Below are 24,892 nucleotides of genomic sequence, written 5' to 3'. Positions count from 1 at the left end.
CGGGTTCCTCAGGACTGCCCGTTGGCGGTGTCGCCCCGGTGGGCGGTAAGCCCCGTCGACTGTGGCTCGGGTGCGAGGAACACGTCGAGCCCGGTGGCCGCGAGGACACGGGCGACAACACCGGTGGCCCCGGTGACCCGCAACCAGCCGCCCGCGTCGGTGCAGAGGTTGTTTCCGCGTACGAAGCCGCCGAGGCCGGTGGAGTCGCAGAACGACAGCTCCGACAGGTCGAGCAGGATCCGGTGGTGACCGGTGTCCAGGAGTTGGTCCACCTGGTCGTTGAGCTGGACAACCGTTGCCAGGTCCAACTCGCCGGCCAGGCGGAGTACGGAGGGGTCGTCACTGCCGCCAGTCGCGATGGTGAAGGTCATGCGCCCGTTCTTCCTTGCCGGAATCCTGCCAGTGAAGCTTCGCACGCGACCACCCGTGCAACTGCCACCGCTAGGTAACGATAGAGGCGGTTGACAGACGGCCTCCCTCAGGCAACTCCTCTTGGAAATCTTGACGGGTTTCATACATTTCTGAGCTTTCATGATTTCGTGAAATCTGTGTAGCGTGGATGGCATGACAACAGCTATCTCGGTCTCCGGCCTGGTGAAGTTGTTCGGCCGGAGCCGCGCACTGGACGGGCTCGACCTGTCCGTCGACACCGGTGAGGTGCACGGCTTCCTGGGCCCGAACGGCGCCGGCAAGTCGACCACCATTCGGGTCCTGCTGGGGCTCCTCCGCGCCGACGCCGGCCAGGTGAGCCTGCTGGGCGGCCACCCCTGGCGGGACGCGGTGGCACTGCACCGGCGCCTGGCGTACGTGCCGGGCGACGTGAACCTGTGGCCGAACCTGACCGGCGGGGAGGCGATCGACCTGTTCGGGGCACTGCGCGGGGGCCTGGACCGGCGACGCCGGGACGAACTGGTCGAACGGTTCCAGCTCGACCCGTCCAAGCGGGCCAGGACGTACTCCAAGGGCAACCGGCAGAAGGTCGCGGTCATCGCCGCGTTCGCCTCCGACGTCGAGCTCTACATCCTCGACGAGCCGACCTCGGGGCTCGACCCGCTGATGGAGGCGGTCTTTCAGGAGTGCGTACGGGAGGTCAAGGCGCGGGGGCGCACCGTCCTGCTCTCCAGCCACATCTTCTCCGAGGTGGAGGCGCTGTGCGACCGGGTGAGCATCATCCGGGAGGGGCAGACGGTCGAGTCCGGGACCCTGGCCCAGTTGCGGCACCTGACCCGTACCTCGATCTCGGTGGAGACCGCGCGTCCGATCACCGGCCTGGTGGACCTGCCCGGGGTGCACGACCTCGACGGGGACACCACCCACGCCAGGTTCGACGTCGACACCGCGCAACTGGACCAGGTCCTGCGGCACCTGACCCAGTTCGAGGTCCGCTCGCTGGCCAGTGCCCCGCCCTCGCTGGAGGAGCTGTTCCTGCGGCACTACAGCAGCGAACTGGCCGCCACGGACAACCAACTGGCCGGTACCCGATGAGCGCGTTCACCGGCACCGCCCGGCTCACCCGGCTCGCCCTGCGCCGGGACAGGGTGCAGTTGCCGATCTGGATCCTGAGCACCGCGCTGATGGCGGCCGTCTCGGTCTCCGCGATCCAGGCGCAGTACCCGACGGAGGCGGACCGGATCACCGTACTGCGGACGGCCGTGCAGACCCCGGCCCTGCTCATGCTCCGGGCCGCACCCACCGGGGCGAGCACCGGTGAGATGGCGATGTTCCAGGTACTGGCGTTCCTCGCCGTACTCGCCGGGTTCATGAGCACCCTCGCCGTCGTACGGCACACCCGGCAGAACGAGGAGACCGGTCGGACCGAGATGATCGGCGCGACGGTGGTCGGCCGGCACGCCAGCCTGACCGCCGCACTGATCGTCACGGTCGTCGCCAACGCCGTACTGGGTGTGCTGGTCACGCTCGTGCTGACCGGCAGCGGCGAGCCGACGGTGGGTTCGGTCGCGGCGGGGCTGGCGGTCGGCGCCGCCGGTGTCGCCTTCGCCGCGGTCGCGGCCGTCGCCGCCCAGGTGGCGGGGAGTTCGCGCGGGGCGAACGGGATCTCCGCCGCCGTGATCGGCGCGGCGTACCTGGTCCGTGGGCTCGGCGACGCGTTCGGCGAGGTCCTGCCCAACGGCTACACGATGACCAGCGGGTGGGCGTCGTGGCTCTCCCCGATCGGTTGGGCGATGCGGGTGCGTCCGTTCGCCGACGAGCGGTGGTGGGTGTTCGGACTGCCGCTGGCCCTGTTCGTCGGCGCGGTCGGACTGGCGTTCGCGCTGACCGTACGCCGGGATGTCGGGATGGGTCTGCTCGCGGCCCGCCCCGGTCCGGCTCGCGGTGCTCGGGGGCTGCTCGGCCCGCTCGGCCTGGCCTGGCGGTTGCAGCGCGGCACGCTGCTGGGCTGGGCCGTCGCCCTCGCGGTGACCGGGGTGGGCATCGGTTCGATCGGTGGCGCGGTCGAGGAGGGGTTGGGCGGGAACGAGGGCGTCACCCGGACCATCAACAACCTCGCCGGTGGCGGTGGCGGGGGAGCGCTGGTCGACGCGTTCTTCGCCGCGATGATGGCGCTCGTCGGGGCGCTGGTCGCCGGCTACCTGGTCCAGGCGTTGCTGCGGCTGCGGGCCGAGGAGTCCACGGGGAGGGCCGAGGCCGTGCTCGCCACCGCCACCGGCCGGTTGCGCTGGCTGGGTGGGCACCTGGTGGTCGCGATGGTCGGTGCCGCGGTCCTGCTCGGGCTCGCCGGGGTCTCGATGGGCCTGTCGTACGGGCTGAGCGCGGGCGACGTCGGCGGCGAGTTGGCCGAGCTGACCGGGGCGGCGTACGTGCAGTTGCCGTCGGCGTTGATCCTGGCCGGGTTCGCCGTCGCGGTGTTCGGGCTGGTGCCCCGGATGGCCGTCGGGCTGGCCTGGCTCGGGTTCACCCTCTGCCTCGTCCTCGGGCAGTTCGGCGGCCTGCTGAACCTGCCGGCGTCGGTGCGGGACCTCTCCCCGTTCAGTCACGTGCCGGCGCTGCCCTCGGCCGAGATCACCGCGACGCCGCTGGTGGTCCTCTCCGCCGTCGCGTTGGCGTTCGGCGCGGTCGGCCTGGTCCTGTTCCGGCGGCGCGACCTCACCCCGTGACGCCGTACCGGGCCACCTCACCGTGATCTTCACAGAATAGTGAAAGATAGGAAGATGCAACCTGACGGCCGGCGCGACGAGGAAGCGGTCCGTCGCTTCATCGAGCACTTCGCTCTCACGCTCAGCGACATGGGTATGCCCCGGATGGCGGCGCGGGTGTTCGCGGCGCTGATGGCCGCCGAGGAACCCGGGCTCACCGCGAGCGAGATCAGCGAGCGGCTCGGGGTCAGTCCGGCGGCGGTCTCCGGTGCGGTCCGTTACCTCATGCAGGTCGGCATGGCGGTGCGTGAACCGGCGCCGGGCTCGCGGCGGGACCTCTACAAGGCGCCGAGTTCGTCCTGGTACTCGTCCACCGTCCGGGGCGGGGTGTACCAGCGGGTCGCCGACGTGGTCCAGGAGGGCGTGCTGGCGGTCGGCGACGAATCGTCCCTGCCCGGTGGCCGGCTGGCCGACATGCGGGACTTCTTCCACTACGTCCAGGGCGAGATGGGGGTGCTCGTGGAGCGGTGGGAGCAGGCCCGCCGCGAGGCCCGTACCGGGTCCTGACCCGAGCCGCCCTCGGGAGAAGTGTCGGGGGGCGGGGCGATACTCGTCGCGGCGGAGCCGCCCGGCACCGCGAAGGTGAGGGGGCGCGGTATGGCCGAGGTGTTGCTGTTCCACCACGCGAACGGACTGACGGCGGGGGTGCGCGAGTTCGCCGAGGGGCTCCGGCGGGCCGGTCACACGGTGCACGTACCGGACCTCTACGAGGGGGAGGTCTTCGACAACCTCGAACAGGGTGTCGGGCACGCCCAGAAGATCGGGTTCGACACGGTCCTCGACCGTGGTCGGGCCGCCGCCGAGGCGCTGCCCGCCCACCTCGTCTACGCCGGGTTCTCCCTCGGTGTCCTGCCGGCGCAGCTACTGGCCCAGACCAGGGCCGGTGCCGCCGGTGCGCTGCTGCTGGAGGGCTGCGTCCCGACCGCCGAGTTCGGCGGGGCGTGGCCCCGGGGCGTACCGGTGCAGATCCACGGGATGGACGCCGACCCGTTCTTCGCCGGGGAGGGCGACCTCGACGCCGCCCGCGCCCTGGTCGACAGCACCCCGGACGCCGAGCTGTTCCTCTACCCCGGCAACCGGCACCTGTTCGCCGACAGCAGCCTGCCCTCGTACGACGAGTCCGCCGCCACCCTGCTCACCACGCGGGTGCTCGCCTTCCTCGACACCCTCGGCTGACCCCGTGCGGCCCCGCCCCGGTCCCGCGCACCGAGGGCGGGGGACCGGGGCCACCGGTCAGGGACCGCAGTAGAGCAGGCGGTTGGGTGAGCCCGCACCCGGGTTCGACACCACCCCGCCGGTCGACACCGCCGCCAGGTGGCTCGCCACCTGCGCCGGGGTCCACGTCGGGTGGTCCTGGAGCAGCAGGGTGACGCAGCCGGCGACGTGCGCGGACGCCGCCGAGCTGCTGCTGATCGTGTTGGTCGCGGTGTTGCTGGTGTGCCAGGTCGACGTGATGCCCTGGCCCGGCGCGAAGATGTCCACGCAGCTACCGAAGCTCGCCGAACCCATCCGGGCGTCGGTGATCGTGGTGCCGGCCACGGTGAGCGCCTGCGGGACCCGGCCCGGCGAGTAGTTGCAGGCGTTGCTCGCCGAGCTGCCCGCCGGTACGACAACCGGAATGCCCCGGTTGATCGTGTTGATCACCGCGGCGTCGAGTGCGGTGCTGGCGCCGCCACCGATGCCCATGTTCACCACCGCCGGGCGGACCGCGTTCTGCACGGTCCAGTCGATCCCGGCGATCACCTGCGCGAAGCTGCCGCTCCCGGTGCAGTTGAGTACGCGTACGGAGACCAGCCGGACGTCCTTGGCCACCCCGTGCAGTTGGCCGCCGATGATGCCGGCCAGGTGGGTGCCGTGTCCGTTGCAGTCGTCCGCAGGCAGCAACCCGTCGACCGCGTCGAACCCGTCGACCGCCTGGCCGGTGAAGTCGACGTGCGTCTTGCGGATCCCGGTGTCGATCACGTACGCGGTGACGTTCGGCGCGGTGTTCGGGTAGACGTACTGCTGGTCGAGGGGGAGTTGGTGCTGGTCGATCCGGTCCAGTCCCCAGGACGGCGGGTTCGGTTGCACCCCGGCGGCCAGCGGGACGATGAGATGGTTCTGTTCGACGTACGCCACCGAGGGGTCGGCGGCCAGTCGTTTGGCGGCCCGCTCCGGCAGGCGTACCTCGAAGCCGTTGATGGCCGCGTGGTAGACGCGTACGACCGTACCGCCGTGGTCGACGGCGAGTCGGTCGGCGGTGGCGGCGACCGCGGCCGGGCCGGCGGCGGTGGCCGCGTCGCGCAGGACGACCAGGTAGCTGTCGGGTACGGCGGTGGCCCCGCCGGCGCGCAGGATCCGCCCGTCGGGCGGGTCGGCGCCCGGTGCGGCGGACGCCGGGGTGGCGGTGCCGACGGTGAGCACCGTGAGCAGACCGGCTGCGAGCAGGCGCCGGCCTCGGATACCTGATGGGTTCATCGTGTGGTCCCTCCGGGCAGGCGGCCCCGGGGCGAGTGTCGCCCCGGGGCCGGTCGTTCGTTTCGGGTCAGTACGACGGAGGCAGGTAGAGCAGCCGGTTCGGTGAGCCGGGACCGGGGTTGATCACCACGCCGGGCGTGGCGGTGGAGTTGATGAAGGAGTGCACCGTGGCCGGTAGCCAGCTCGGGTTGGCCTGGAGCACCCTGGCCGCCGCCCCCGCGACGTGCGGCGAGGCCATCGAGGTGCCCTGGAGGCTGGCGCTGGCGGTGTCACTGGTGTACCAGGCGGAGAGGATGCCGACACCGGGCGCGAAGAGGTCCAGGCAGGTGCCGTAGTTGGAGAAGGTCGCCCGGACGTCGTTGCTCTGGGTCGCGCCGACGGTGAGCGCGGTGGTGACCGACGCGGGGGAGTAGCCGCAGGCGGGCAGATTGTTGTTGCCCGCCGCCACCGCGTAGGTCACACCGTCCAGGATGGAGCCCTGCACGGCTGTGTTGATCGAGCCGTTGAGGGTGCCACCGAGGCTCATGTTCGCCACCGCGGGCTGACCCGCCTGGTGGTTGCTGGTCACCCAGTTCACCCCGGCGACCACCCCGGCGAGGGTGCCGCTGCCGGCGCAGTTGAGGACCCGTACGGCGACCAGTCGGACGCTCTTGGCCACGCCGTACGTGCGACCGCCGACCGTACCGGCGACGTGGGTGCCGTGGCCGTTGCAGTCGTCGGCCGGAAGTGCGCCGTCAACCGCGTCGTACCCGTAGATCGCCCGGCCGCCGAACTCGCTGTGCGTGATCCGGATACCGGTGTCGATGACGTACGCGATCACGCCGCTGCCGCTGCGGACGTAACTGTAGGTGGCACTCAGCGGGAGGTTCGGTTGGTCGATCCGGTCCAGCCCCCACGGCGGGTTGGTCTGGGTCACCGAGGTCGTGACGGTGTAGTTCTGCTCGACGTACGCGACCGCCGGGTCGGCGGCCAGCCGCTTGGCGCCCGATTCGGACAGCCGGGCCTCGAAGCCGTTGAGGGCGTCGCCGTACACGTGGCCGGTGCTGCCGCCGTAGCGGGCGGCGAGGCTGCCCGCGCTGCTCTTGACCTCGGCCTGGCGGGTGCCGGCCCGGCCGCCGACCGCGCTGTCCTTGAGCACCACGATGTAGCTGCCCGGTACGGCGGTGGTGCCGGCGTGGTACCTGATGTCACCGCTGGCCGGGGCCGCGGTCACCGGCCCGGCGACCAGGACCGTGGCCACGGTGGTGGCGAGCACGGTGCCGATGGCGGCCATTCTGCGCTGGAGCGTGCGTGGAAGCGTCAACGTCCGAACCTCCCTCGATCGGGCCGCTCCCACGGGCGTTGTGACGCCGTGGAAGGTGGACCTGAATGATTGCGGAGATCCTACAGCGACATTCATTAACGTGTATATAGCTGATCTAGCGAAACCCTTTGGAATGATTCGCCATTAGCAATTGTCGTTGATTATCGCCAGGTCCGGTAAGGAGTGAGTTTTCATACTGGACCTGCCGACGGTGCGGTGTGCGGAAGTGGCGTTCAGTCCGCGAGGCGTACGGACGCCGTGTCCCCGGTGGCCTCGACGTTCCACAGCGTGCCCAGGGCCGGCACCCCGTCCATCGCCACCCGCCCGAACTCGACCGGCAGGAGCGGATCGGCGACGAGTCGACCGTCACGGATCTCGAGGCCGAGCAGGGTACGGACGAACAGCATCGGCGCACCCGCCGACCACGCCTGCGGGCTGCACGCGGTCGGGTACGGCACCGGCAACCGGCCGTACGGACGGTCATAACCGGAGAATGCCTCGGGTAGCCGGTAGTTGGAGTACGTGGCCGCGTCCAACATCGCGGTGATGATGCGGTTCGCCTCCTGGCGGAAGCCGTACCGGGCCAATCCGTGCGCGATCAGCGAATTGTCGTGCGGCCAGACCGTACCGGCGTGGTAGCCGATCGGGTTGTACCCCTCGTCCTCCGTGGACGTGGTCCGTACGCCCCAGCCGGAGAACATCGCCTCCGACATCAACTGGTTCGCCACGATACGAGCCCGCTCGGGCGGGACGATCCCGCTCCAGAGCAGATGTCCCATGTTCGACGTCATCGAGTCGATGCAGCGCTTCTCGCCGTCCAGCCCGACCGCGTAGTATCCGCCGCGCGCCTCGATCCAGAAGTCCCGGTTGAACCGGTCGTACAGCTCCCCGGCGAGGGTACGTTGCCGGTGCGCCAGAGCCGGATCACCCAGCGGCCCGTCGGCCAGCTCCGCCAGCCGGATCCGCGCGTCGTAGGTGTAGCCCTGGATCTCACAGGTGGCGATCGGCAGCACCGGGATCGTCCCGTCGGCGAACTTGATCCCGTCCCAGGAGTCCCGCCAGCACTGGTTGCCCAGCCCCTGCGCCGAGCGGGTGGCGTACTCGATGTAGCCGTCACCGTCCAGGTCGCCGTACTCGTCGATCCAGCGTACGGCCGCGTCGATGTTGTCCCGGAAGCCGCGGACCAGGTCGTCGTCGCCGCTCCACCGCCAGTACTCGGAGAGCAGGATGAGCCAGAGCTGGGTGGCGTCGGCGGTCCCGTAGTACGGGTTGTGCGGCTTCTGGTTCAACTGGGTCAGCTCGCCGCTGCGGATCTCGTGCAGGATCTTGCCGGGCTCCTCGTCCCGGAAGTCGTCGAACCGGGTCCCCTGCGCGGACGCGAGCGCGAGCAGCGTGCCCCTGGCCAGGCTCGGACCGGCGACGATCGTCTGATAGGCGCTGATCAGCGAGTCCCGCCCGAAGATGGTGAGAAACCAGGGCAGCCCGGCCGCCGGCAGGACGATCGGCACGCCGCCGGCGGACTTCTCGATCCGCAGCGCGGCCAGATCCGCCTTCGTCTTGTCGAGCACGCCCCGCAGCAGCTCGGAGTCGAACCGCAACTCGGCGCACTCGTTGCTCCAGACGCTCACGGCGTCCTCGCGTACGCCGTCGAAGACCTCACCGAATTGTCGGTGTTTCGGGGTGACCTGGAGTGCGCCGAACTGGAGCGGAACGGTCAGCTCGCACTGCCATTGCTGGCCCGGTTCGAGGGTTACCTGCCAGACCAGGTCGTCTCCCTCGGTACGGCTGGCCGGCGGCACCGCCTCGACCCGGGTGCTGGCCCGGAAGGTTCCGTTCCGGTAGGAGAAGTCGAGGTGGGTGCCGTGCGAGCCGTGCGACCGGACGATCGTCTGCGACCGGTCCGGAATCGAGTCCTTGATTTCGAAGAGATCGGCGAAGTCGGCACCCGCCGACAGTCGCAGATCGAACGTGATGGCCTTGTTGGCGAAACACTCCAGCGTGACGCGTTCGTGCATTCCGTCGCCGATGAAGCGCTGCCGGCGTACGCCGATGCTGTTCGCCTGGATGCCGTCGATACCGGGGTTGGTGAGGAAGAAGGCGGCCGAGTAGTCCTCGACCGTGCCGGAACTCAGCAGCAGGAGTGGTGCGCCACCGATGCGCAGGACCCAGCGGCTCAGGAAACGGGTGTCGTCGTGGACCAGCCCGCCGATGGTGCCCTCGGGAATGTCGCCGGTCGCGTCCGAGATCATGAACGTCCGACCCTCGACCACCGCGACCGCGTCCGGGCCCAACTCGGGGGGTAGGTTGCGGATGACCGCGCTCGGCAGCCCGGATTCCGACTCCAATCCCGGCATCGGGTCGGCCGGAGTCGGCCTACGCACAGCGTCTGTCACGTGCGCCTCCAGCCGAGAGAAACGGTGACATTCATAGGCTCAGGGCCAGCCTAATGCCCACCCGACAGCGCGGCCGGGCAGTCCGGAATAGCGAATTCGGACGTTGTTTCCCATCGTGTTCCGCACGGTCCCGGACGTCGGAATCAGGGCGCGACCGTGGGCGGGCTCAGGTCCCGGGAGGCGCGGGCGAAAACGGCGATCGCGGTACGGCGCGGAAGCAGTCGGGACATCAGGGCGGACGCGACGCGCATGGTCACGCCCCCGATCCTAGGAACCCGAACGGTCCCCGGCGGCCCCCGAAGCGTGCCTTTCCCGGGCCGCCTCGTAGTGGCCGGCGGCCTCGACGGGAAGTCCCAGCGCGGTGGCGAGGTCGCCGAGACACCCGGCCACGGACCCGAAACCGAGTACGCCGCTACCCGCCCCGGCCAGCTCGTGCACCGCCGGCAACAGTCCCCCGTAGACGGTTTCCATCGCGGTCCGGTCACCGAGGGCGAGGGCCGCACGGGCGACGAGGCTCAGCCGGGCCTCCCGCAACAGGTCGTGCGGCGACTCCGGGACCCTCGACAACGCGTCGGCGGCCTCCTCCCGGCGACCGGCGGCGAGCAGGGTCAGGGGCAGGATCCACGGCTCGTACGGGCCCCAGTCACGGTCGGGCCACCCGGTCCCGTCCGGCAGGGGCTCCCGGAGGTCCAGCGAGAGCAGGGCGAGCGAGAGCAGCCCCGGTTCCATGCCCGGCATGCTCCCGCCGCGCAGGCGGGTGGACGCGGCCCGGTACGCCGCCTCCGCTTCGGCCGGGTGCCCGGTGAGGGACAGGCGCAGGGCGGCGTACCACTGGGTGAAGACGCCGACCAGCGGCAGGTCGTACCGGTGCGCGAGGCGGTCGGCGGCCTGCGCGTGCGTGTCGGCGTCGACCAGGTCGGCGACCGCGCACCGGGACTGGAGCAGGATCAGGTGACCCAGCACCTCGAAGGTCACCAGCTCGTGCCGGGCACCGAGGTCGACCAGTTCGGCGCCGATCCGGGCACGCTCGCCGGCCAGCCCCGCCCGGTGGAAGGTGTGCATGAAGCGGGCGTTGAGGGCGAACGCCAGCAGCGCCGGGTCGCCCGCCGTCCGGGCGATGGCCTCCGCCTCGTACGCCGCCCGCCGACCACGGTCCGTGGTGTCGCCCCGCGTCTCCAGGGCGATCGTGCTCAGCAGGCGGCTGCGCTGCTCCGCCCGATCCGCGCCGAGCGCGGCCAGGGTCTGTTCGGCGGCGTCGACGATCAGCCGGGACAGCTCCTCGTCGTCGTTGCGGGTCCAGATCGCCGGTACGTCGAACGCGGTGACAACCGTCGCGGTCAGCTCCGGATCACCCAGCCGCACCGCCGTGGTGACCGCCTCGGCCCGGTACCGGCGGGCCCGGTCCAGGTGCCCGGTCACCGCGACCGTACGGCCCAGCCCCATCACCGCCGCCAGCCGCTCCCGTACGTCACCGCCGCCCGCGCGGTCGTGGGCGGCGAGCGCCTGCCGCCACAACCGGGCCGCCTCGTGCGGGTTGAAACGCCGTTCGGCCTGCTCGGCGGCGGCACGGGAGTAGTGCGCGGCACGGTGTGCGGTGGCGGTGCTCCCGGCCCGGTCGAAGTGGTGGGCGAGTGCCGTCACGTCGTCCGGGTGCAACCGTTCGATCGCCTCGGCGACCACGGCGTGCCACCGGGCCCGGCGCAGCGCGGACAGGTCGCCGTAGAGGGTGTCGCGCACCAGGATGTGGGTGAAGACCGGCCGCCCGTCGGTGCCCCGTTCGGTGAGGAAGCCGGCCGCCAGGGCGCTGTCGAGGGCGTCGAGGATCGGCGCGTCATCCCCGGCCAGGGCGGTCAGCACCTCCGGGTCGATGTCCCGGCCGATCACCGCCGCCTGCCGCAACAGGGTCTGTGCCGGTTCCGGCAGCCGAGCCAGCCGGTGCCGGATGACGTCCCGTACGCCCGCCGGGACGGTTTGCAGCGCGGCACCGCCCTCGGCGGCCAGCAGTCGCGCGAGTTCCCGTACGAAGAACGGGTTGCCGCCGCTGCGACGGTGGATCAGGAGCGTGGTCGGGGCGTCCAGGTCCTGCCCGGCGACGGTGCGGGCGAGCTCCCCGGTCGCGGTCTCGGACAGCCCGCCCAGGTAGATCCGTACCGGCTCGGTGCGGGCCAGTCGGGCCAGGGCCCCGGTCAGCTCCGGGGTGATCTCGGTGGCGCGGTAGGTGCCGACGACCAGCACGGGTCCGGTGACCGGCTCCGGCTCGACCAGCAGCGCGGCCAGCAGGTCCAGGGTGCCTTCGTCGGCCCGGTGCAGGTCGTCGACGACCATCAGGGTCGGTCCCCGGCTCGTCACCGCCGCGAGGCGGGCCACCGCCGCCCGGCGCAGACGGAACCGGGCCACCGCGGGGTCCTCACCCGACTCCGGGTCCGGGTGGTCCGGTTCGGACGTCGACCCGGTGAGGGCGTCGGTGATCTGCACCCACGGCCAGTCGACCGGCGCGCCCTCGTACTCGGGCACCCGCCCCCACGCCGTGGTCCAGCCGCGCGCCGCCAGCCGTTCGGTGAGCGCCTCGGCCAGGGCCGTCTTGCCCGCGCCCGCGTCCCCGGAGACCAGGGCGAGTGTCGCCCGGCCGTGCCGGGTCACCGCGTCGGCCGTCTGCTCCAGCCGGCCCAGTTCCTCGTCCCGGCCGACGAACGGGCGCGGTTCGTCCGGCGAGGGCTCTCCATCGGGTACGCCCACCGCCCCGACCCGCGCGGCCGGTGCCGCCCCTGCATTGCCCGGCGGTACGGGAACCTCGGCGGCGGTCCGGGTGACCGGCGGGTCGAGGTGCGGGGCGTGGGCGAGGATGTCGGCCTGCAACTGCCGGAGTCGGGGGCCCGGGTCGACGCCGAGTTCCGTGGCCAGGGTCTGCCGTGCCCGGCGCAGGGTGGCCAGCGCCTCCCCCTGGCGACCCGACCGGTACAGCGCGGTGGCCAGCAACTGCCAGGTGTCCTCGCGCAGCGGATGACCGTCGGCGGTTGCCCGCAGGTCGAACGCGGCCTCGGCGGCTCGGCCCAGCGCCAGCAGTGTCTCGGCCCGCCGTTCCACGGCCAGCATCCGGACCTCGTCCAGCCGGTTGATCTCCGCCCGGGCCCAGGTCTGCTCGGCGTACTCGGCGTACGCGGGCCCCCGCCACAGGCCGAGCGCGTCGTCCAGACCGGCCAGCGCCTCGGCGGCCCGTCCGGCGGCGAGCAGTGTGGCCGACTCACCGACCAGGGACTCGAACCGCCAGGCGTCGACCGCGTCCGGTGCGGCCCGCAGCGCGTACCCGGGTGGTGCGGTGACCAGCAGCCGGGCCGGCTGGCGGGGTGGCCGGTCCGGTTCCAGGGCCCGCCGCAGATCGGACACGAACGTACGGATCGCCGCCACCGCGCCCGGCGCCGGCTCCTGCCACAGGTCCCCGACGAGCCGGTCGACCGGTACGACCCGGCCCCGGGCGATCAGCAGCCGGGCGAGGACCGCACGCTGGCGGGCACCCTTCAACGGAACCGGGCCACGGTCGTTGCCGGCACCGACCGGACCCAGTACGCCGAAGGTCACCTCCGGTGCCGTCGCCTGCCTGGTCATGGCACCAATCTATGCGGCCGACCCGGGTTCGCCGCCCGTGCGCGCCGCGTACTCATTCGTTGCTGACCCACCGCTCATCACCGCCCGGCAGGCTCGACAGGCAGGACGCGGTACGGCGGCAGAAACGCCGATACCGCGCGAAAAGGCACACAGCAATCACTGTCCCCCGGAAAGGGCCCACCGTGGAACCCAGGATCGTCGGATTCGACTACCAGCGCGTCACCGTTGCCGAGAACGTGGCACTCAACGTCGCCGTCGGCGGCTCGGGCAGCCCGTTCGTGCTGCTGCACGGCTTCCCGCAGACCCACCTCATGTGGCGGCACGTCGCGGCCGACCTCGCCGCCGATCACACCGTGATCTGCCCCGACCTGCGCGGCTACGGCGCCAGCGACAAACCCGCCGAGACCGACGGGAGCACGTACTCCAAGCGGACCATGGCCGCCGACATCGTCGCGCTGGCCCGCGCCCTCGGCCATGACCGGTTCGCCCTGGCCGGGCACGACCGGGGTGCCCTGGTCGCCATCCGCGCCGGCCTCGACCACCCCGACGCGGTCACCCGACTCGCCTCCCTCGACGTGCTGCCGACCCTGGACATGTGGGACGTTCTGCAGGGGGCCAGCGCCGCGGTCGGCTTCCATCTCTACCTGATGGCCCAGCCGCCGGGTCTGCCCGAGCAGATGATCAGCGCCAGTGCCGACGCCTTCTTCGGCTACTTCCTCGACATCTGGACCCGCAACCCCGACGCCATCCCGGCCGACGTGCGGGAGGCGTACCTGAAGGCGTCGCGTGAAGCCGTACCGTCGATCGTCGCCGACTACCGGGCGTCGGCCGGTATCGACGTCGAGCACGACCGGGCCGACCGGGCGGCCGGGAACCGGCTCCGCATGCCGGTGGCCGTCCGCCAGCAGGACTGGGGCGACGCGCTCGGCTTCGACGCGGCAGCCCTGTGGCGGCCGTGGGCGGCGGATCTGGACCACGCCACCGTCTCCAGTGGTCATTTCATGGCCGAGGAAGCCCCCGCCGAGGTGGTCAAGACCCTGCGCTCCCTGCTGGCCCGGTAACCGGCTCCGGACCAGGCCGAGCTGGGTGTTCGCCGACGATCATCGGCCTCGGAACGCCTTTCCCGGCACCGGACCCGTCCGCTGACGGTCCATCGTGGAATGCGAGCATGTCGGGCATGCAAATCTACGAGGACGCCCGTACGGTGTCGCGGGCCGATCTGGCCGCGTGGCTGCGCCAGTTGGCCAGCCAGTTGGAGTCCGGTGGACAGATCTTCTACGGCGCCGCCGGCGCGGTGACGGTCGCCGACCAGGTCCGGTGCGAGCTGGAGATCGAGCGCGAGAGCGGTACGGAGATCTCGGTCGAGATCGAGTTCTCCTGGACCGGTCCCGAGGTGGCCGGATCGGCCGACGATTCGGACGAGGCGGAGACCGACAGCGAGGACGACGAGGAGGAGAGCGAGGAGAGCGCCGCCACCGAAGCGGACGGTACGGCGGACAGCGAAACCGAGCCGGCCGAAGCTGAGCCTGCCGCGACCGAGCCTGCCGCGACCGAGCCTGCCGCGACCGAGTCCGCGGAGGCTGAGCCTGCGGCGACCGGGTCTGCGGACGCCGAGCCGACGGAGGTCAAGCCGGCCGAGGCGAAGCCCGCCGACGCCGCGTAGTTGTCCGGGGTCGGGCGGGCGTTCGGGCTAAGTGGCACGGCGCCCACCGGCACGGAAGAGGTCATGTCCCCGTTGGTGGACATGGCCTCTTCCGGACTCCGGCATCAGCCGACGGTGCTGGTCGGATTGGCGTGCCCGGTGACGTACGCGCAGTCCGCGGCCGTGTCGGCGGCAGGCAGCGAGGCGATCCGGCGCGGGGCGTTCAGCGCGTCGCCCGTCGACAACTCCGAACCGAGCGACCACGCCCCGAGCGGCCCGCTGCCACCGGCTCAGGTCAGGCCGAGACGTTGCAGGGAGAGCGCGACGAACCCGCGCACCGAGCGGTCCCAGCCCGGGGGTGACTCGGGTGGCGGGTCCTGCTCCCCGGCCCTGATCAGGATGTCGAGGGCCCGGTCGGGAAGCCGATCCCCGAGCCGGTACGCCAGCGCGACGGCGGCGGTGACGTGTACCGCCGGCGGTGGTGTCGTCAGGAGTTCCCGCAGCCGGTGCTCGATCCCGACCGCCTCGGTGTCCAGGTGGGCGAGGGTGAGGTTGGCGCTGGCCCGTACCGGGGCACGTACGGGATCGGCCGGGACCATGAGCAGCGCGGTGACCGCGGCGTCGGTTGGGGCGAACCAGGCCAGCAGTTCCGCGGCCCTCGCCGCCACCTCCGGGTCGGTGTCGCCCACCCAACGCGCATAACGGTCGGTGTGTTCGGCGGCGGCCCGGAAGGAGTCGGCGTCCCACCGCAGCGCGGCGGCGTCGCCGAGGTCCGTCATCGTGTCGTCGGCGTACGGGTCGTCGCCGTGGTAGAGCCACCGAATCAGCTCGGCGAGCTGTTCGTCGCCCACCGCGTCGGCATCGGCGAAGGTCCGATCAGGGCGGAACGGAAGATGATCGTCGCGCCGGTCACCGACTCCGACCGCACGCAGCAGTCCGAGCACCGAGGCCCGGTCGGGAGTGGCGGGGTCGTCGACCAGCGCCACCAGGAACCGTACGGTGTGACAGCTCGCCTGCCAGCGGGTCCCCTGGTGGTAGACGTTGCCGGACAGTTGGTTCAGCGCGGCGTGCCGGGTGTCCCGCTCGGGTGAGCGAAGCCCCCGAAGCTGGTCGGGTACGTCGATCGCGCTGCCGTAGGCGTGGTGCAGTGCCCCCCACGGCACCACGTCCAGCCCCGTCAGGCCACCGTCGTCGGTCATCACGCCTCGATGACCGTCAGCCACTCGCCCGTACGCGGACGGTAGCCGTGCCGTTCCGAGAGTCCGCGTACGATCGCCGGCATGTGAGCGGCGCCGTAGACGACCGCCACGTCGATCCGCTCGGCCGAGCGGGTACGGACGAGTTCGGCGAGCGCCGCCAGCAACCGCTCGTCTCGTTCACCGCCGAGCGTACGTTCGAGATGATCGGTGCCCTCGTGGTCCGAGTAGAGCTCCGCCCTGCCGCTGGGCAGGTCGCTCAACTCGATCTCGGGCGAGAGCAGCCGCCGGGTGCCGCCGAAGAAATGTGCCACGGTCATGAACGGGATCAGGCACCACACCATCAGCCGGTAGTGCAGTGGCATGGCTCGCCAGCTCCGGGCGAACTCCTTCGTCGTGACGTCCGGGTTGATCAGTTCCACCCCGAGCGACCCGTACGGGATGTTGTCGACCACCAGCCCGGATCGTTTGTTGGCCGGCATCACCCGGTAGGTGAGCGTGATCGCCGAGGCGAGCACGGACGGGCCGCCGCTGACTCCCTCGACGACGAGCAGGTCACAGGCGCGCAGCCGGTCGGCCACCGCAACGTAGAACTGCGGGTTCGCCACATGGAGCATCGGGAACAGCACGAACTGCAACTGTGCGTCGTGGCGCCGAAGGCGCAGTACGGCCGACCGGGTGCCGATGACACTGTGCTCGATGATCTGCATGCCTGCCCACCCCGTGGTCTGCGAGACTTCAGTTCTGGAAGGTAGGGCAGGGCGGCAAGCGGCACTGTGCCGTGGGTCTGCCGTCCCGGACGGGTGGAGGTCAGGTGCGCCAGGCACGGCCCGCCGCCGGTGGTGGGCGTTGGGTGGAGATCTCGCCGGAGCGGATCCGGGGGTGGCTCGACGGCTTCTACGGCCGGCACGACGGCGCCACCGAGCAGGGCCTCGTGCTGACCGGGGTGAACAACGGCGACACCGCCACCCTGTATCCGCCACCGGGGCTCGCCACCGTGGGGGATGTCGACGCCCTGCTCGCCGAGGTCGTCCGACCACCCCGGATCGCCCTGCTGCTGGTACGCAAGGGCGCGGTCGCCACCGGTGTCGCGGACGGTACGAGCGTGACCGTGTCCAAGGTCGAGCGCTTCTACGTACAGGGTCGCACCGCGGCCGGCGGTACGTCACAGCACCGCTACGCCCGTCGCCGCGAGAACCAGGCCCAGGCCGCCGCCCAGCGGGCCGCCGACATCACCGCCCGGGTCCTGCTGCCCCACGCGCCGGGCGTGCCCGCCGACCCCGACGACGCCGTACGGGCACTGGTCTGCGGTGGGGACCGGTCGATGATCGACACGGTGCTGGCGGACCGGCGGTTGTCACCGCTGGTGCCGCTGCGCCATCCGCGACTGATCGAGTCCCCCGAACCGCGACTGGCCGTACTCGAGGACGCGGTGGTCACCGCCAGGAAGATCCGCATCCATCTGGTGCCGTGATCCGTCGCCGGCCGTGTGACGGGTGGCCGGAGCGGCCACTGTGTCCGGTCGGTGTGGTCGGTCGAGCGGGAGTGTCGTACCCCGGGGGCAGCATGTGCGCATGGCTGCCCCCGCCCTGGCTCACAGCATCGACCAGTCGCGCGTTCTGCCGCTGCGCGAGGTCCGCACCCGACTGACCCAGCTCGTCGCCCTGGCCGAGCTGACCGACACCGTCACCGTCGTCACCCGCGACGGCGACCCCCGCCCGGTCGCCGCGATCGTGCCGGCATCCGCGGCCCGGTCCGTGGCCCAGGCACGCGCCGACGCCGAACGGGTCGCCACGGTCTCGGCCGGTTGGGCCCGCCGGCTCGACGAACTCCACCAGCAGAGCATCCGCCGGCACGCGGCCGAGCTGCGCGCGGTCACCGACGCCCTCGCCGAAGCCTGGGCCGAGCTGGACCGGCGGGCCACTCCGGGCGGTGACCCGGCGCTCGCCCGGCTGCGCGGCGCGCACGCCGACCTCCTCCGCGGCTGACGGCGAGCCTCTGCCGCCGTCAGCTCGCGGCGCGCAGCCAGTCCATGGCCACCGGGGCGGCGTCGAGGACCGAGACGTGGCCGTCGCGGGGGCGCAGCCAGAGTTCGGACGACGGGCAGTTGCGTACCAGCCAGTCGGCGTGGGAGGGCGGGATGACCCGGTCCTGCCCGCCCTGGACGAAGAGGGCGGGTGCGTCGATCCGCGTCACGTCGAAGCCCCAGGGCGCGGCGAAGGCGAGGTCGTCGGCGATCAACCCGTCCGGTCCTTCGCCGCCCGCCCGTTGGGCGTCCGCACCCAGCGACGACCAGGTGCCCGCCAACGCCGCCCAGTCGGCCGGGGTGAAGCTGTTCTCGTCGAACGTGTCGGTGGCCGCGTAACGCTCGCGCGCCTCGCGCCCGGCTGCGGCGGCACGCAGACCTCCGGGGGAGACCATGCCGGCGTACCAGTCGAAGGTCTCGGTGAACGGTGCGATACCGGCCAGGCAGACCACCCCGGTCACCCGCTCGGGCAGCAGGGCGGCACAGGCGAGGGCGTGCGGGCCGCCGCCGGACGCACCCATCACCGCGAACCGGTCGACGCCCAGCGCGTCGGCGATCTGCGCGACGTCGGCCGCCGCGGACGACACGTCCCGGCCCGGACTGGGATCCGACCCGCCGTATGCCGGCCGCCCGTACGACAGCAGGCGAATGCCCCTCGTGCGGGCCGCCGCCAGAAGGGGTTCGAGCAGGGCGCCGGTCTGTGGTGATCCGTGGTGCCAGAGCACCGTGAACGCGTCGGCGCCGTTCTCGACGCCGCTGTCGTAGGCCTGCACCCGGCGGCCGTCGCGCAGCCGTATCTCCTGCTGGGACACCATGATCGGACTGTAGCCCCCGGGTCCGACAGAAGATCGCCCCGGATCGGCCGGCGCACCCGTGGCGGTCAGGAGTCGATGGGCGCGGTGCGCTCGGGCGACTTGCGCGTCGTCGGTACGAGGGCGAGCGCCGGCACCAGCAGGATGGGCACCACCAGCAACGCCTGCAACGTACCGACATGGTCGCCGAGCAGTCCGACCACCGGCGGCCCGGCCAGGAACGCGGTGTAGCCGATGGTGGCGACGACGCTGACCCGCGCCGGGGCCCGGCTCTCGTCGTCGGCGGCGGCGCTCATTCCGACCGGGAAGCCGAGGGAGGCGCCCAGTCCCCAGAGCGCGACCCCGGCGAGTGCCACCGGGGTCGAGTCGGCGAAGACCGCGATCGCCACGCCGACGACGGCCAGCCCGATCGTGGCGAAGAGCACCGGCACCCGGCCCCACCGGTCGAGGGCGATGGTGCCGGCGGTCCGGCCCACTGTCATCGCGGCGACGAAGATCGCGAACACGGCGGCGCCGGCCGCCTCGCTCACCCCGTGCCCGTCGATGAAGGCCACCGCGACCCAGTCGTTCGCGGTTCCCTCGGTGAAGGCCATGACCAGCACCAGCAGGCCGACGAGCAGCGTGCGGGGTTCGCGCCAGGCGCGTAGGACGCCGCTGTCGCGGCTGCGGCCGGCGGTGGCCGACGCGTCGTCGGCCTGGTCGGCGTACCCGTCCGGGCGGGCGGTCAGGAAGGAGCGGACCGCGACCAGCGTGCCGAACAGGACGAGGGCGGCGGTCAGGGCCAGGTGCGCGAGGACCGGGAAGCCGGCGTGGGCACTGGCGGCACCGAGCCCGGCTCCGGTGACGGTGCCCAGGCTCCAGGCCGCGTGGAAACGGGGCATGATCGTGCGCCGCAGCCGCCGTTCGACCAGCGCGGCCTCGACGTTCATCGCCACGTCGGTCAGACCGGAGCCGTACCCGATCGCGGCGAGACCGACGGCGACCACCGGAACCGAGGCCCACCCCCCGATGCCGAGGCCGACGACCACGAGCCCGACCGCGAGGAGGGCGGTGGCGCCGGCGGCGGTACGGGGGGAGCCGGCCCGGTGCACCACCGCACCGGCCGTCACCATCGCCAGGATCGCGCCCAGCGACATCGCGAGCAGCAGCAGCCCCAGTTGCCCGGCGGTGAGCCCGAGTCCCTCGCGGGCGGCGGGCACCCGGGAGAACCACGAGGCGACGGCCAGGCCGTTGAGCGCGAAGACAAAGGCGACGGCGGTACGGGCGGCGAGGACCTGCGGTGCCGGCGGTACCGCAGCCGGGGGCATCGGTGCGGCCGGACCGGCCTGGGTCGAACTCACGGGTGGGCTCCTTCCGCGTCGGGGTGGCCGACGCACTAGAAGATCGCACCCCTGAGAGCGCTCTCACCGCAAGAGTAACCTTGCACCGTTACCCGGACCGGGGCCACCCGGCGTCGGCCCCGGTGCAGGTGGAGGCGGGCCGGAAGGCTCAGAGCGGAGGTTGACATGACGATGCCGCCAACCCGGCGGATGACGCTCGAGGACGTGGCGAAGGCCGCCGGTGTCTCCCGCGCCACCGCCTCCCGGGTCATCTCCGGAACCGGCCCGGCGTCGCCGGCCGTGTGGGACCGGGTCCGGACCGCGGCGCGCCACCTCGGCTACCAACCCGACCAGGTAGCCAGATCACTGGTGAGCGGCACGGGATTCCGGCTGGTCATCGCGGTCGTCGGTACGACATCCCGGGTGCTCGACGACCCGTACGTCGACCGGGCGGTTGCCGCGGCGGCCGAGACCGCGGCCCCGTACGGCGTCGGGGTGTCCCTGCAGTGGGTGCCGCGCGGCGCTCCCCGGCTGGACCGGCTGGCCGAGGACCGCAGCGTACGGGGCGTGGTGCTGATCAACACGACCGAGGCCGCCCTCGCGGCGGTGCCGGCGTCACTGCACCGACGGGTCGCCTCGATCGGCATCGGCTCCCGCCGGGTTCCGTCCTTCGACGTCGACAACGGCGGCGGTGCCAGCGCGATCGTGCACCATCTGTACGCGGGCGGGCGGCGTCGCATCGCCATGGTCACCGGTCCGCCGTGGCTGCCCTGCGCCTGGCGCTCGGTCAGGTCCTACCAGAACCTGATGCGTTCCACCGGGCTCCCGGTCCGCCTCGTCGCCGGGGACTTCTCCGCCGCCGCCGGCCAGCAGGGGATGCGTACGGTGCTGCGGCGCTGGCCGGACACGGACGCGGTCTTCGCGATCAATGACGCCACCGCGCTCGGCGCCATCGCCGCGCTGCGCGAGGCCGGCCGCCGGGTGCCGGACGACGTGGCGGTGGCCGGATTCGACGACATCCCGTTCGCCGAGCTGAGCGCCCCGCCCCTGACCACGGCGAGCCACCCGGTCGGCCAGATCGTCGCCGCCGCGGCGAGCGCGGTCCTCGCCGGATCACGGGTGGCCCCGGACGCAATCTTCCCCTCGACCCTGGTCCGCCGGGTCAGCGCCTGACCTGCGACGTCGACTCCGGGGGCTGCGACGCGCCCCCGGAGTCCCCGCTCACACGTCGCGGCGTCGTACGACAACCAGGGCCAGGACGATCGCGACCAGGGGCCAGACGGCGTACACGATCCAGGACTCGGTGATCGTGGCGATCCGTACGTCGGGCCCGGTCGGGACCCAGGCGACGGTCAGCCGCTGCCAGGCGGTGAGCAGCATCGCCTGGTCGAGGGTGGCCGACCAACGGCTGGTCGAGGCGAAGAACAGCGGCAGCATCAGCAGGACGAAGATGCTGGTGATCATCGTGGCGGCGCCGTGCCGGATCAGGACGCCGAAGCCCAGGCCGATCAGCGCACAGACCGGGGCGAGCAGCGCCGAGACCACCATGGCCCGGAACACCGACGGGTCGGTGACCGAGATCGCGGCGCCGCGCAGGTCGAGGATGGACTGGGAGACGACGAACGTACCGGTGGCGATGAACGCGCCGGCCACGGTCCAGACGGCGGTCAGGACAACCGCCTTGGCCAGGACCACCGAGCCACGGGCGGGTACGGCCACGGTGGTGGTACGGATCAGGCCGCTGCCGTACTCGCTGACCATGGTGATCGCCCCGACGCTCGCGGCGACCAGCATCAGGGTCAGGTACCCGTCCAGCGGGTAGGCGTCACCCAACGAGAACATGTGCTCCCGCTGCACCTCCGGGGGATAGCGGGGGAAGTTGTGGTAGTCGCCCAGCGCAGCCAGCGCCGCCGACCCGAGGGTGAACAGCGTGGCCAGGGCGAGCATCCATCCGGTGGACCGCAGCGACCACATTTTGATCCACTCGGCGCCGAGCAGGTCCCGGAACCGGGCCGGCGGTTCGACGACCGGGGCCGGCGGGGTGACGGCGTACGCGCTCATCGGGTCTGCCCGGCCAGGTACTCGACGCTTCCGGCGGTGAGTTCCATGAATGCTTCCTCCAGCGAGGCGGTACGGGTGGTCAGTTCGTGCAGCAGGATCCGGTTGTCCAGGGCGAGCGCGCCGATTCGCTCCGCAGGCAGCCCGGTCACGGTGAGTTTTCCGTTCCCGGCCGAACCCTCCGGCTCGACCGTCGCACCGGCCGCCGTCAGCACCGCCGTGAGTTCGGCGGGCTGCGGGGTACGGACCACCACGCTGAGCCGGGTGCTCCGGGCGGCAAAGGATCCCAGCGACTCGGCGGCGATCAGCCGCCCCCGCCCGATGACAACGAGCTGGTCGGCGGTGTTCTCCATCTCCGTCATCAGGTGGCTGGAGAGGAACACGGTGCGGCCCTCGGCGGCGAGGCGGCGGAACAGGTTCCGGACCCAGAGCACCCCCTCCGGGTCCATGCCGTTGATCGGCTCGTCGAACATCAGCACGGGTGGGTCGCCGAGCAGCGCGGTGGCGATGCCGAGCCGCTGTTTCATACCGAGGGAGAACCCGCCGATGCGGCGCCGGGCGACCTCGGACAGGCCCACCTCCCGCAGTACCTCGTCCACCCGTCGGCGGGCGATGCCGTTGCTGCGGGCCAGCGCCGACAGGTGCGTCACGGCGCTGCGACCGCCGTGGACCTGGTGCGCGTCGAGCAGCGCGCCCACGTGGCGCAGCCCGCGCGGGTGGCTGCGGAACGGGACGCCGCAGACCGTGGCGGTGCCACCGCTCGGGGTGTCCAGCCCGAGGATCATCCGCAGGGTGGTGGACTTGCCGGCCCCGTTCGGACCGAGGAACCCGGTGACCTGTCCGGGCCGTACGGTGAAGGAGAGGTTGTCGACGGCGGTGGTGCCGCCGTAGCGCTTGGTGAGTGCGTTGACTTCGATCACCACACCGATCCTGCCGAGCGGAACGGGCCCGGACATCGGGCCGTCGGCGGCAATCACGGTCCCGGCTCAGCCCGGGGGCGTACGCCCGTGGCCTGATGTCCCACCGGACGGAGCTGGCTATTCTCGCTGCGTGGACGCCATTTCCCAGTCCTTCCGGCCACCGTTGCGCGACCGCCTCCCGCCCCCGGTGTGGGCCGCCCTGGCCTGGGGCGGGGTGGTGCTGTTCCCGCTCGTCCTGGCCGTCACCGTGACCAACGGCGCGAACGACGGTGTCCTGGGTCTCGACGTGCTGGGCGTTCCCCAGCGGTACCTGCTGCCGGCGATCACCGTGGCCCTGCCCGCCACGCTGCTGCGCCGCCACCCCCTGGTCACCCTGGCGTTGACGCTCACCAGCCTCCTGGTCGTGACGACCACCCTCCAGACCTCGGAGCGGGGATACGTGACCGACCTGCGCAACCTGCACCTGCTCGCGATCGCGATCGCGGTGGGCTGTGTCGCCGCGACCCGGAGACGCCGGGTGTCGGTGACCGCAGCAGCCCTGGCACTCGTGGTCCAGGTCGGCAGCGGCCTGGTCAACGGCGGTGCCGGTCCGACCCTGCGCCCCGAGGTCCCCACCCTGGCCCTGCTCACCGCCTGGATGATCGGCAACTCGGTACGCACCCGCCGCCGCCACGCCGAGGTGGTACGCGCCCAGTACGCCGAACAGGCGGTCACCGCCGAGCGTCTGCGGATCGCCCGCGAGCTGCACGACATGGTCGCCCACAGCATCGGGGTGATCGCTATCCAGGCCGGTGTGGGCAGCCGGGTGATGGACACGCAGCCGGCCGAGGCCCGCAAGGCGCTCGGTGCGATCGAGGCCACCAGCCGGGAGACCCTCGCCGGACTGCGACGGGTCCTCGGCGGCCTGCGCCGCACCCCCGGGCACACCGGTTCGGACGTACCGGCGCCACCGGCACCGGGACTGGGTGACCTGGACCGGTTGGCGGACACCACCTTCCAGGCCGGTGTCCGGGTCGAGGTGCGGTGGCAGGGGGAGCGGCGCACACTGCCGGCCGACATCGAGCTGTCCGCGTACCGGATCGTGCAGGAGGCGGTGACCAACGTCGTACGCCACGCGGGGACGCCGCAGTGCCGGGTCACCGTCGACTACCGGGACGAGGAACTCCGGATCGAGATCACCGACAGCGGTCGGGGGTGCCCGTTGCCCGGCACCGGCTACGGCATCACCGGCATGCGGGAGCGGGTCGGCCTGCTGCACGGCGAGTTCACCGTCGGGCCGCGCCCCGAGGGCGGTTTCCGGGTGGCCGCGACGCTGCCGCTGCCCGAGCCGGTGCGGCTGCCGTGACCGTACGCGTCGTGCTCGTCGACGACCAACCGCTGGTCCGCTCCGGCCTGCGGGTGCTCATCGCCGACACCCCCGACCTGGACGTCGTCGGCGAGGCCGGTACGGGCACCGAAGCCGTCCGGGTGGTCGGGGAGGTGCGGCCGGACGTGGTGGTGATGGACATCCGGATGCCGGACATGGACGGGATCGAGGCCACCCGCAGGATCACCGGCGGACCGGGGACGGCACGGGTGCTCGTACTGACCACCTTCGACGAGGACGACCACGTCTACGGCGCCCTCCGGGCCGGGGCGAGCGGGTTCATGGTCAAGGACATGGCCCTGGACGACATCCTCACCGGGATCCGGGTGGTCGCCGCCGGGGATGCGCTGATCGCGCCGAGCGTCACCCGGCGACTGATCGCCGACTTCGTGGACAGCCGCCGGCCCGCCCGCCGACCGGGGCGACCGGCGGTCGGCATCACCGACCGGGAACGGGAGGTGCTGACCCTGATCGGCAGGGGGCGGTCGAACGGGGAGATCGCCGACGAGCTGTACATCAGTGTGGCCACCGCCAAGTCGCACGTCGCCCGGCTGCTCAGCAAGCTCGGCGCCCGCGACCGGGTGCAGCTCGTCATCACCGCGTACGAGCTGGGGCTGGTGGCGCCGAGCGACTGAGGGTCCG

Annotated in this window: 22 protein-coding genes; 11 read left to right on the top strand and 11 right to left on the bottom strand. The window is 72.1% G+C overall.

Going from position 1 to position 24,892, the window contains the following annotated elements:
- Positions 1-8: 8 nt before the first annotated feature.
- Positions 9-371: an STAS domain-containing protein gene (locus OIE47_RS03090; protein WP_326559952.1), complete on the bottom strand. Its 363-nt coding sequence runs from the start codon at positions 369-371 to the stop codon at positions 9-11.
- A 193-nt stretch (positions 372-564) separates the two neighbouring features.
- On the opposite strand from OIE47_RS03090, the gene OIE47_RS03085 reads away from it, so the two are divergent.
- The 4 genes from OIE47_RS03085 to OIE47_RS03070 all read left to right on the top strand — a co-directional run bounded on the left by OIE47_RS03085 (position 565) and on the right by OIE47_RS03070 (position 4,331).
- Positions 565-1,485, top strand: a complete 921-nt coding sequence (locus OIE47_RS03085) for an ABC transporter ATP-binding protein (RefSeq protein WP_326559951.1) — start codon at positions 565-567, stop codon at positions 1,483-1,485.
- On the top strand, positions 1,482-3,116 hold the full coding sequence (locus OIE47_RS03080) for an ABC transporter permease (protein ID WP_326559950.1): 1,635 nt from the start codon (positions 1,482-1,484) through the stop codon (positions 3,114-3,116). Before OIE47_RS03085 ends, OIE47_RS03080 begins: the two co-directional genes overlap by 4 nt.
- Positions 3,117-3,170: 54 nt before the next feature.
- Complete coding sequence (locus OIE47_RS03075; protein WP_326559949.1) at positions 3,171-3,662, top strand: GbsR/MarR family transcriptional regulator; 492 nt, start codon at positions 3,171-3,173, stop codon at positions 3,660-3,662.
- Positions 3,663-3,752: 90 nt separating this feature from the next.
- Positions 3,753-4,331 (top strand): dienelactone hydrolase family protein, encoded by a 579-nt coding sequence (locus tag OIE47_RS03070; RefSeq protein WP_326559948.1) that lies wholly within the window; start codon positions 3,753-3,755, stop codon positions 4,329-4,331.
- Positions 4,332-4,388: 57 nt separating this feature from the next.
- Here the strand turns inward: OIE47_RS03070 and OIE47_RS03065 are convergent, their stop codons facing one another.
- The 4 genes from OIE47_RS03065 to OIE47_RS03050 all read right to left on the bottom strand — a co-directional run bounded on the left by OIE47_RS03065 (position 4,389) and on the right by OIE47_RS03050 (position 12,911).
- Entirely contained in the window at positions 4,389-5,612 is a 1,224-nt protein-coding gene (locus OIE47_RS03065; RefSeq protein ID WP_326559947.1) for a S8 family peptidase, read from the bottom strand.
- 67 nt (positions 5,613-5,679) lie between these two features.
- Complete coding sequence (locus OIE47_RS03060) at positions 5,680-6,915, bottom strand: S8 family peptidase (RefSeq protein ID WP_326559946.1); 1,236 nt, start codon at positions 6,913-6,915, stop codon at positions 5,680-5,682.
- 233 nt (positions 6,916-7,148) lie between these two features.
- Complete coding sequence (locus OIE47_RS03055; RefSeq protein ID WP_326559945.1) at positions 7,149-9,308, bottom strand: amylo-alpha-1,6-glucosidase; 2,160 nt, start codon at positions 9,306-9,308, stop codon at positions 7,149-7,151.
- Positions 9,309-9,575: 267 nt separating this feature from the next.
- Positions 9,576-12,911 (bottom strand): BTAD domain-containing putative transcriptional regulator, encoded by a 3,336-nt coding sequence (locus OIE47_RS03050; RefSeq protein ID WP_326559944.1) that lies wholly within the window; start codon positions 12,909-12,911, stop codon positions 9,576-9,578.
- Positions 12,912-13,093: 182 nt separating this feature from the next.
- Here OIE47_RS03050 and OIE47_RS03045 point away from each other — a divergent pair, with 182 nt between their 5' ends.
- Positions 13,094-13,972, top strand: coding sequence for an alpha/beta fold hydrolase (locus OIE47_RS03045; protein WP_326559943.1), 879 nt, complete (start codon positions 13,094-13,096; stop codon positions 13,970-13,972).
- Positions 13,973-14,088: 116 nt separating this feature from the next.
- Positions 14,089-14,574, top strand: a complete 486-nt coding sequence (locus OIE47_RS03040; protein WP_326559942.1) for an amphi-Trp domain-containing protein — start codon at positions 14,089-14,091, stop codon at positions 14,572-14,574.
- Positions 14,575-14,843: 269 nt separating this feature from the next.
- Here OIE47_RS03040 and OIE47_RS03035 read toward each other — a convergent pair whose 3' ends face one another.
- A complete protein-coding gene (locus tag OIE47_RS03035) occupies positions 14,844-15,752 on the bottom strand; it encodes a hypothetical protein (RefSeq protein WP_326559941.1) in 909 nt (302 codons plus the stop codon).
- Positions 15,752-16,459 (bottom strand): hypothetical protein, encoded by a 708-nt coding sequence (locus OIE47_RS03030; RefSeq protein ID WP_326559940.1) that lies wholly within the window; start codon positions 16,457-16,459, stop codon positions 15,752-15,754. Before OIE47_RS03030 ends, OIE47_RS03035 begins: the two co-directional genes overlap by 1 nt.
- A 104-nt stretch (positions 16,460-16,563) precedes the next feature.
- Here OIE47_RS03030 and OIE47_RS03025 point away from each other — a divergent pair, with 104 nt between their 5' ends.
- Both OIE47_RS03025 and OIE47_RS03020 read left to right on the top strand, forming a co-directional pair.
- On the top strand, positions 16,564-17,223 hold the full coding sequence (locus OIE47_RS03025) for an acVLRF1 family peptidyl-tRNA hydrolase (protein ID WP_326559939.1): 660 nt from the start codon (positions 16,564-16,566) through the stop codon (positions 17,221-17,223).
- A 100-nt stretch (positions 17,224-17,323) separates the two neighbouring features.
- Entirely contained in the window at positions 17,324-17,737 is a 414-nt protein-coding gene (locus OIE47_RS03020) for a type II toxin-antitoxin system Phd/YefM family antitoxin (protein WP_326559938.1), read from the top strand.
- 19 nt (positions 17,738-17,756) lie between these two features.
- On the opposite strand, the gene OIE47_RS03015 is transcribed toward OIE47_RS03020, so the two are convergent.
- A complete protein-coding gene (locus tag OIE47_RS03015; protein ID WP_326559937.1) occupies positions 17,757-18,590 on the bottom strand; it encodes an alpha/beta fold hydrolase in 834 nt (277 codons plus the stop codon).
- Between the two features lie 65 nt (positions 18,591-18,655).
- Positions 18,656-19,894: an MFS transporter gene (locus tag OIE47_RS03010; protein WP_326562980.1), complete on the bottom strand. Its 1,239-nt coding sequence runs from the start codon at positions 19,892-19,894 to the stop codon at positions 18,656-18,658.
- Between the two features lie 198 nt (positions 19,895-20,092).
- Between OIE47_RS03010 and OIE47_RS03005 the strand changes: the two genes are divergently transcribed.
- Entirely contained in the window at positions 20,093-21,079 is a 987-nt protein-coding gene (locus OIE47_RS03005; protein WP_442792043.1) for a LacI family DNA-binding transcriptional regulator, read from the top strand.
- Positions 21,080-21,127: 48 nt separating this feature from the next.
- On the opposite strand, the gene OIE47_RS03000 is transcribed toward OIE47_RS03005, so the two are convergent.
- A complete protein-coding gene (locus tag OIE47_RS03000; protein WP_326559936.1) occupies positions 21,128-21,967 on the bottom strand; it encodes a hypothetical protein in 840 nt (279 codons plus the stop codon).
- The gene (locus OIE47_RS02995; protein ID WP_326562978.1) at positions 21,964-22,893 is read right to left on the bottom strand and encodes an ABC transporter ATP-binding protein; all 930 of its coding nucleotides are present in this window, start codon (positions 22,891-22,893) and stop codon (positions 21,964-21,966) included. Before OIE47_RS02995 ends, OIE47_RS03000 begins: the two co-directional genes overlap by 4 nt.
- A gap of 121 nt (positions 22,894-23,014) precedes the next feature.
- On the opposite strand from OIE47_RS02995, the gene OIE47_RS02990 reads away from it, so the two are divergent.
- Both OIE47_RS02990 and OIE47_RS02985 read left to right on the top strand, forming a co-directional pair.
- Complete coding sequence (locus tag OIE47_RS02990) at positions 23,015-24,229, top strand: sensor histidine kinase (RefSeq protein WP_326559935.1); 1,215 nt, start codon at positions 23,015-23,017, stop codon at positions 24,227-24,229.
- Positions 24,226-24,885, top strand: coding sequence for a response regulator transcription factor (locus OIE47_RS02985; protein WP_326559934.1), 660 nt, complete (start codon positions 24,226-24,228; stop codon positions 24,883-24,885). The genes OIE47_RS02990 and OIE47_RS02985 overlap by 4 nt, the downstream gene beginning before the upstream one ends.
- Positions 24,886-24,892 lie beyond the last annotated feature (7 nt).

Source organism: Micromonospora sp. NBC_01796 (assembly GCF_035917455.1).
In the GTDB taxonomy this organism is placed as follows: Bacteria; Actinomycetota; Actinomycetes; order Mycobacteriales; family Micromonosporaceae; genus Micromonospora_G.
This window is presented reverse-complemented; position numbering and strand designations above follow the sequence as displayed.

Coding starts and splice junctions, on each gene's coding strand:
- OIE47_RS03090 (WP_326559952.1), bottom strand. CDS start 371: ATGACCTTCACCATCGCGACTGGCGGCAGTGACGACCCCTCCGTACTC.
- OIE47_RS03085 (WP_326559951.1), top strand. CDS start 565: ATGACAACAGCTATCTCGGTCTCCGGCCTGGTGAAGTTGTTCGGCCGG.
- OIE47_RS03080 (WP_326559950.1), top strand. CDS start 1,482: ATGAGCGCGTTCACCGGCACCGCCCGGCTCACCCGGCTCGCCCTGCGC.
- OIE47_RS03075 (WP_326559949.1), top strand. CDS start 3,171: ATGCAACCTGACGGCCGGCGCGACGAGGAAGCGGTCCGTCGCTTCATC.
- OIE47_RS03070 (WP_326559948.1), top strand. CDS start 3,753: ATGGCCGAGGTGTTGCTGTTCCACCACGCGAACGGACTGACGGCGGGG.
- OIE47_RS03065 (WP_326559947.1), bottom strand. CDS start 5,612: ATGAACCCATCAGGTATCCGAGGCCGGCGCCTGCTCGCAGCCGGTCTG.
- OIE47_RS03050 (WP_326559944.1), bottom strand. CDS start 12,911: ATGACCAGGCAGGCGACGGCACCGGAGGTGACCTTCGGCGTACTGGGT.
- OIE47_RS03040 (WP_326559942.1), top strand. CDS start 14,089: ATGCAAATCTACGAGGACGCCCGTACGGTGTCGCGGGCCGATCTGGCC.
- OIE47_RS03035 (WP_326559941.1), bottom strand. CDS start 15,752: ATGACCGACGACGGTGGCCTGACGGGGCTGGACGTGGTGCCGTGGGGG.
- OIE47_RS03030 (WP_326559940.1), bottom strand. CDS start 16,459: ATGCAGATCATCGAGCACAGTGTCATCGGCACCCGGTCGGCCGTACTG.
- OIE47_RS03020 (WP_326559938.1), top strand. CDS start 17,324: ATGGCTGCCCCCGCCCTGGCTCACAGCATCGACCAGTCGCGCGTTCTG.
- OIE47_RS03015 (WP_326559937.1), bottom strand. CDS start 18,590: ATGGTGTCCCAGCAGGAGATACGGCTGCGCGACGGCCGCCGGGTGCAG.
- OIE47_RS03010 (WP_326562980.1), bottom strand. CDS start 19,894: ATGCCCCCGGCTGCGGTACCGCCGGCACCGCAGGTCCTCGCCGCCCGT.
- OIE47_RS03005 (WP_442792043.1), top strand. CDS start 20,093: ATGACGATGCCGCCAACCCGGCGGATGACGCTCGAGGACGTGGCGAAG.
- OIE47_RS03000 (WP_326559936.1), bottom strand. CDS start 21,967: ATGAGCGCGTACGCCGTCACCCCGCCGGCCCCGGTCGTCGAACCGCCG.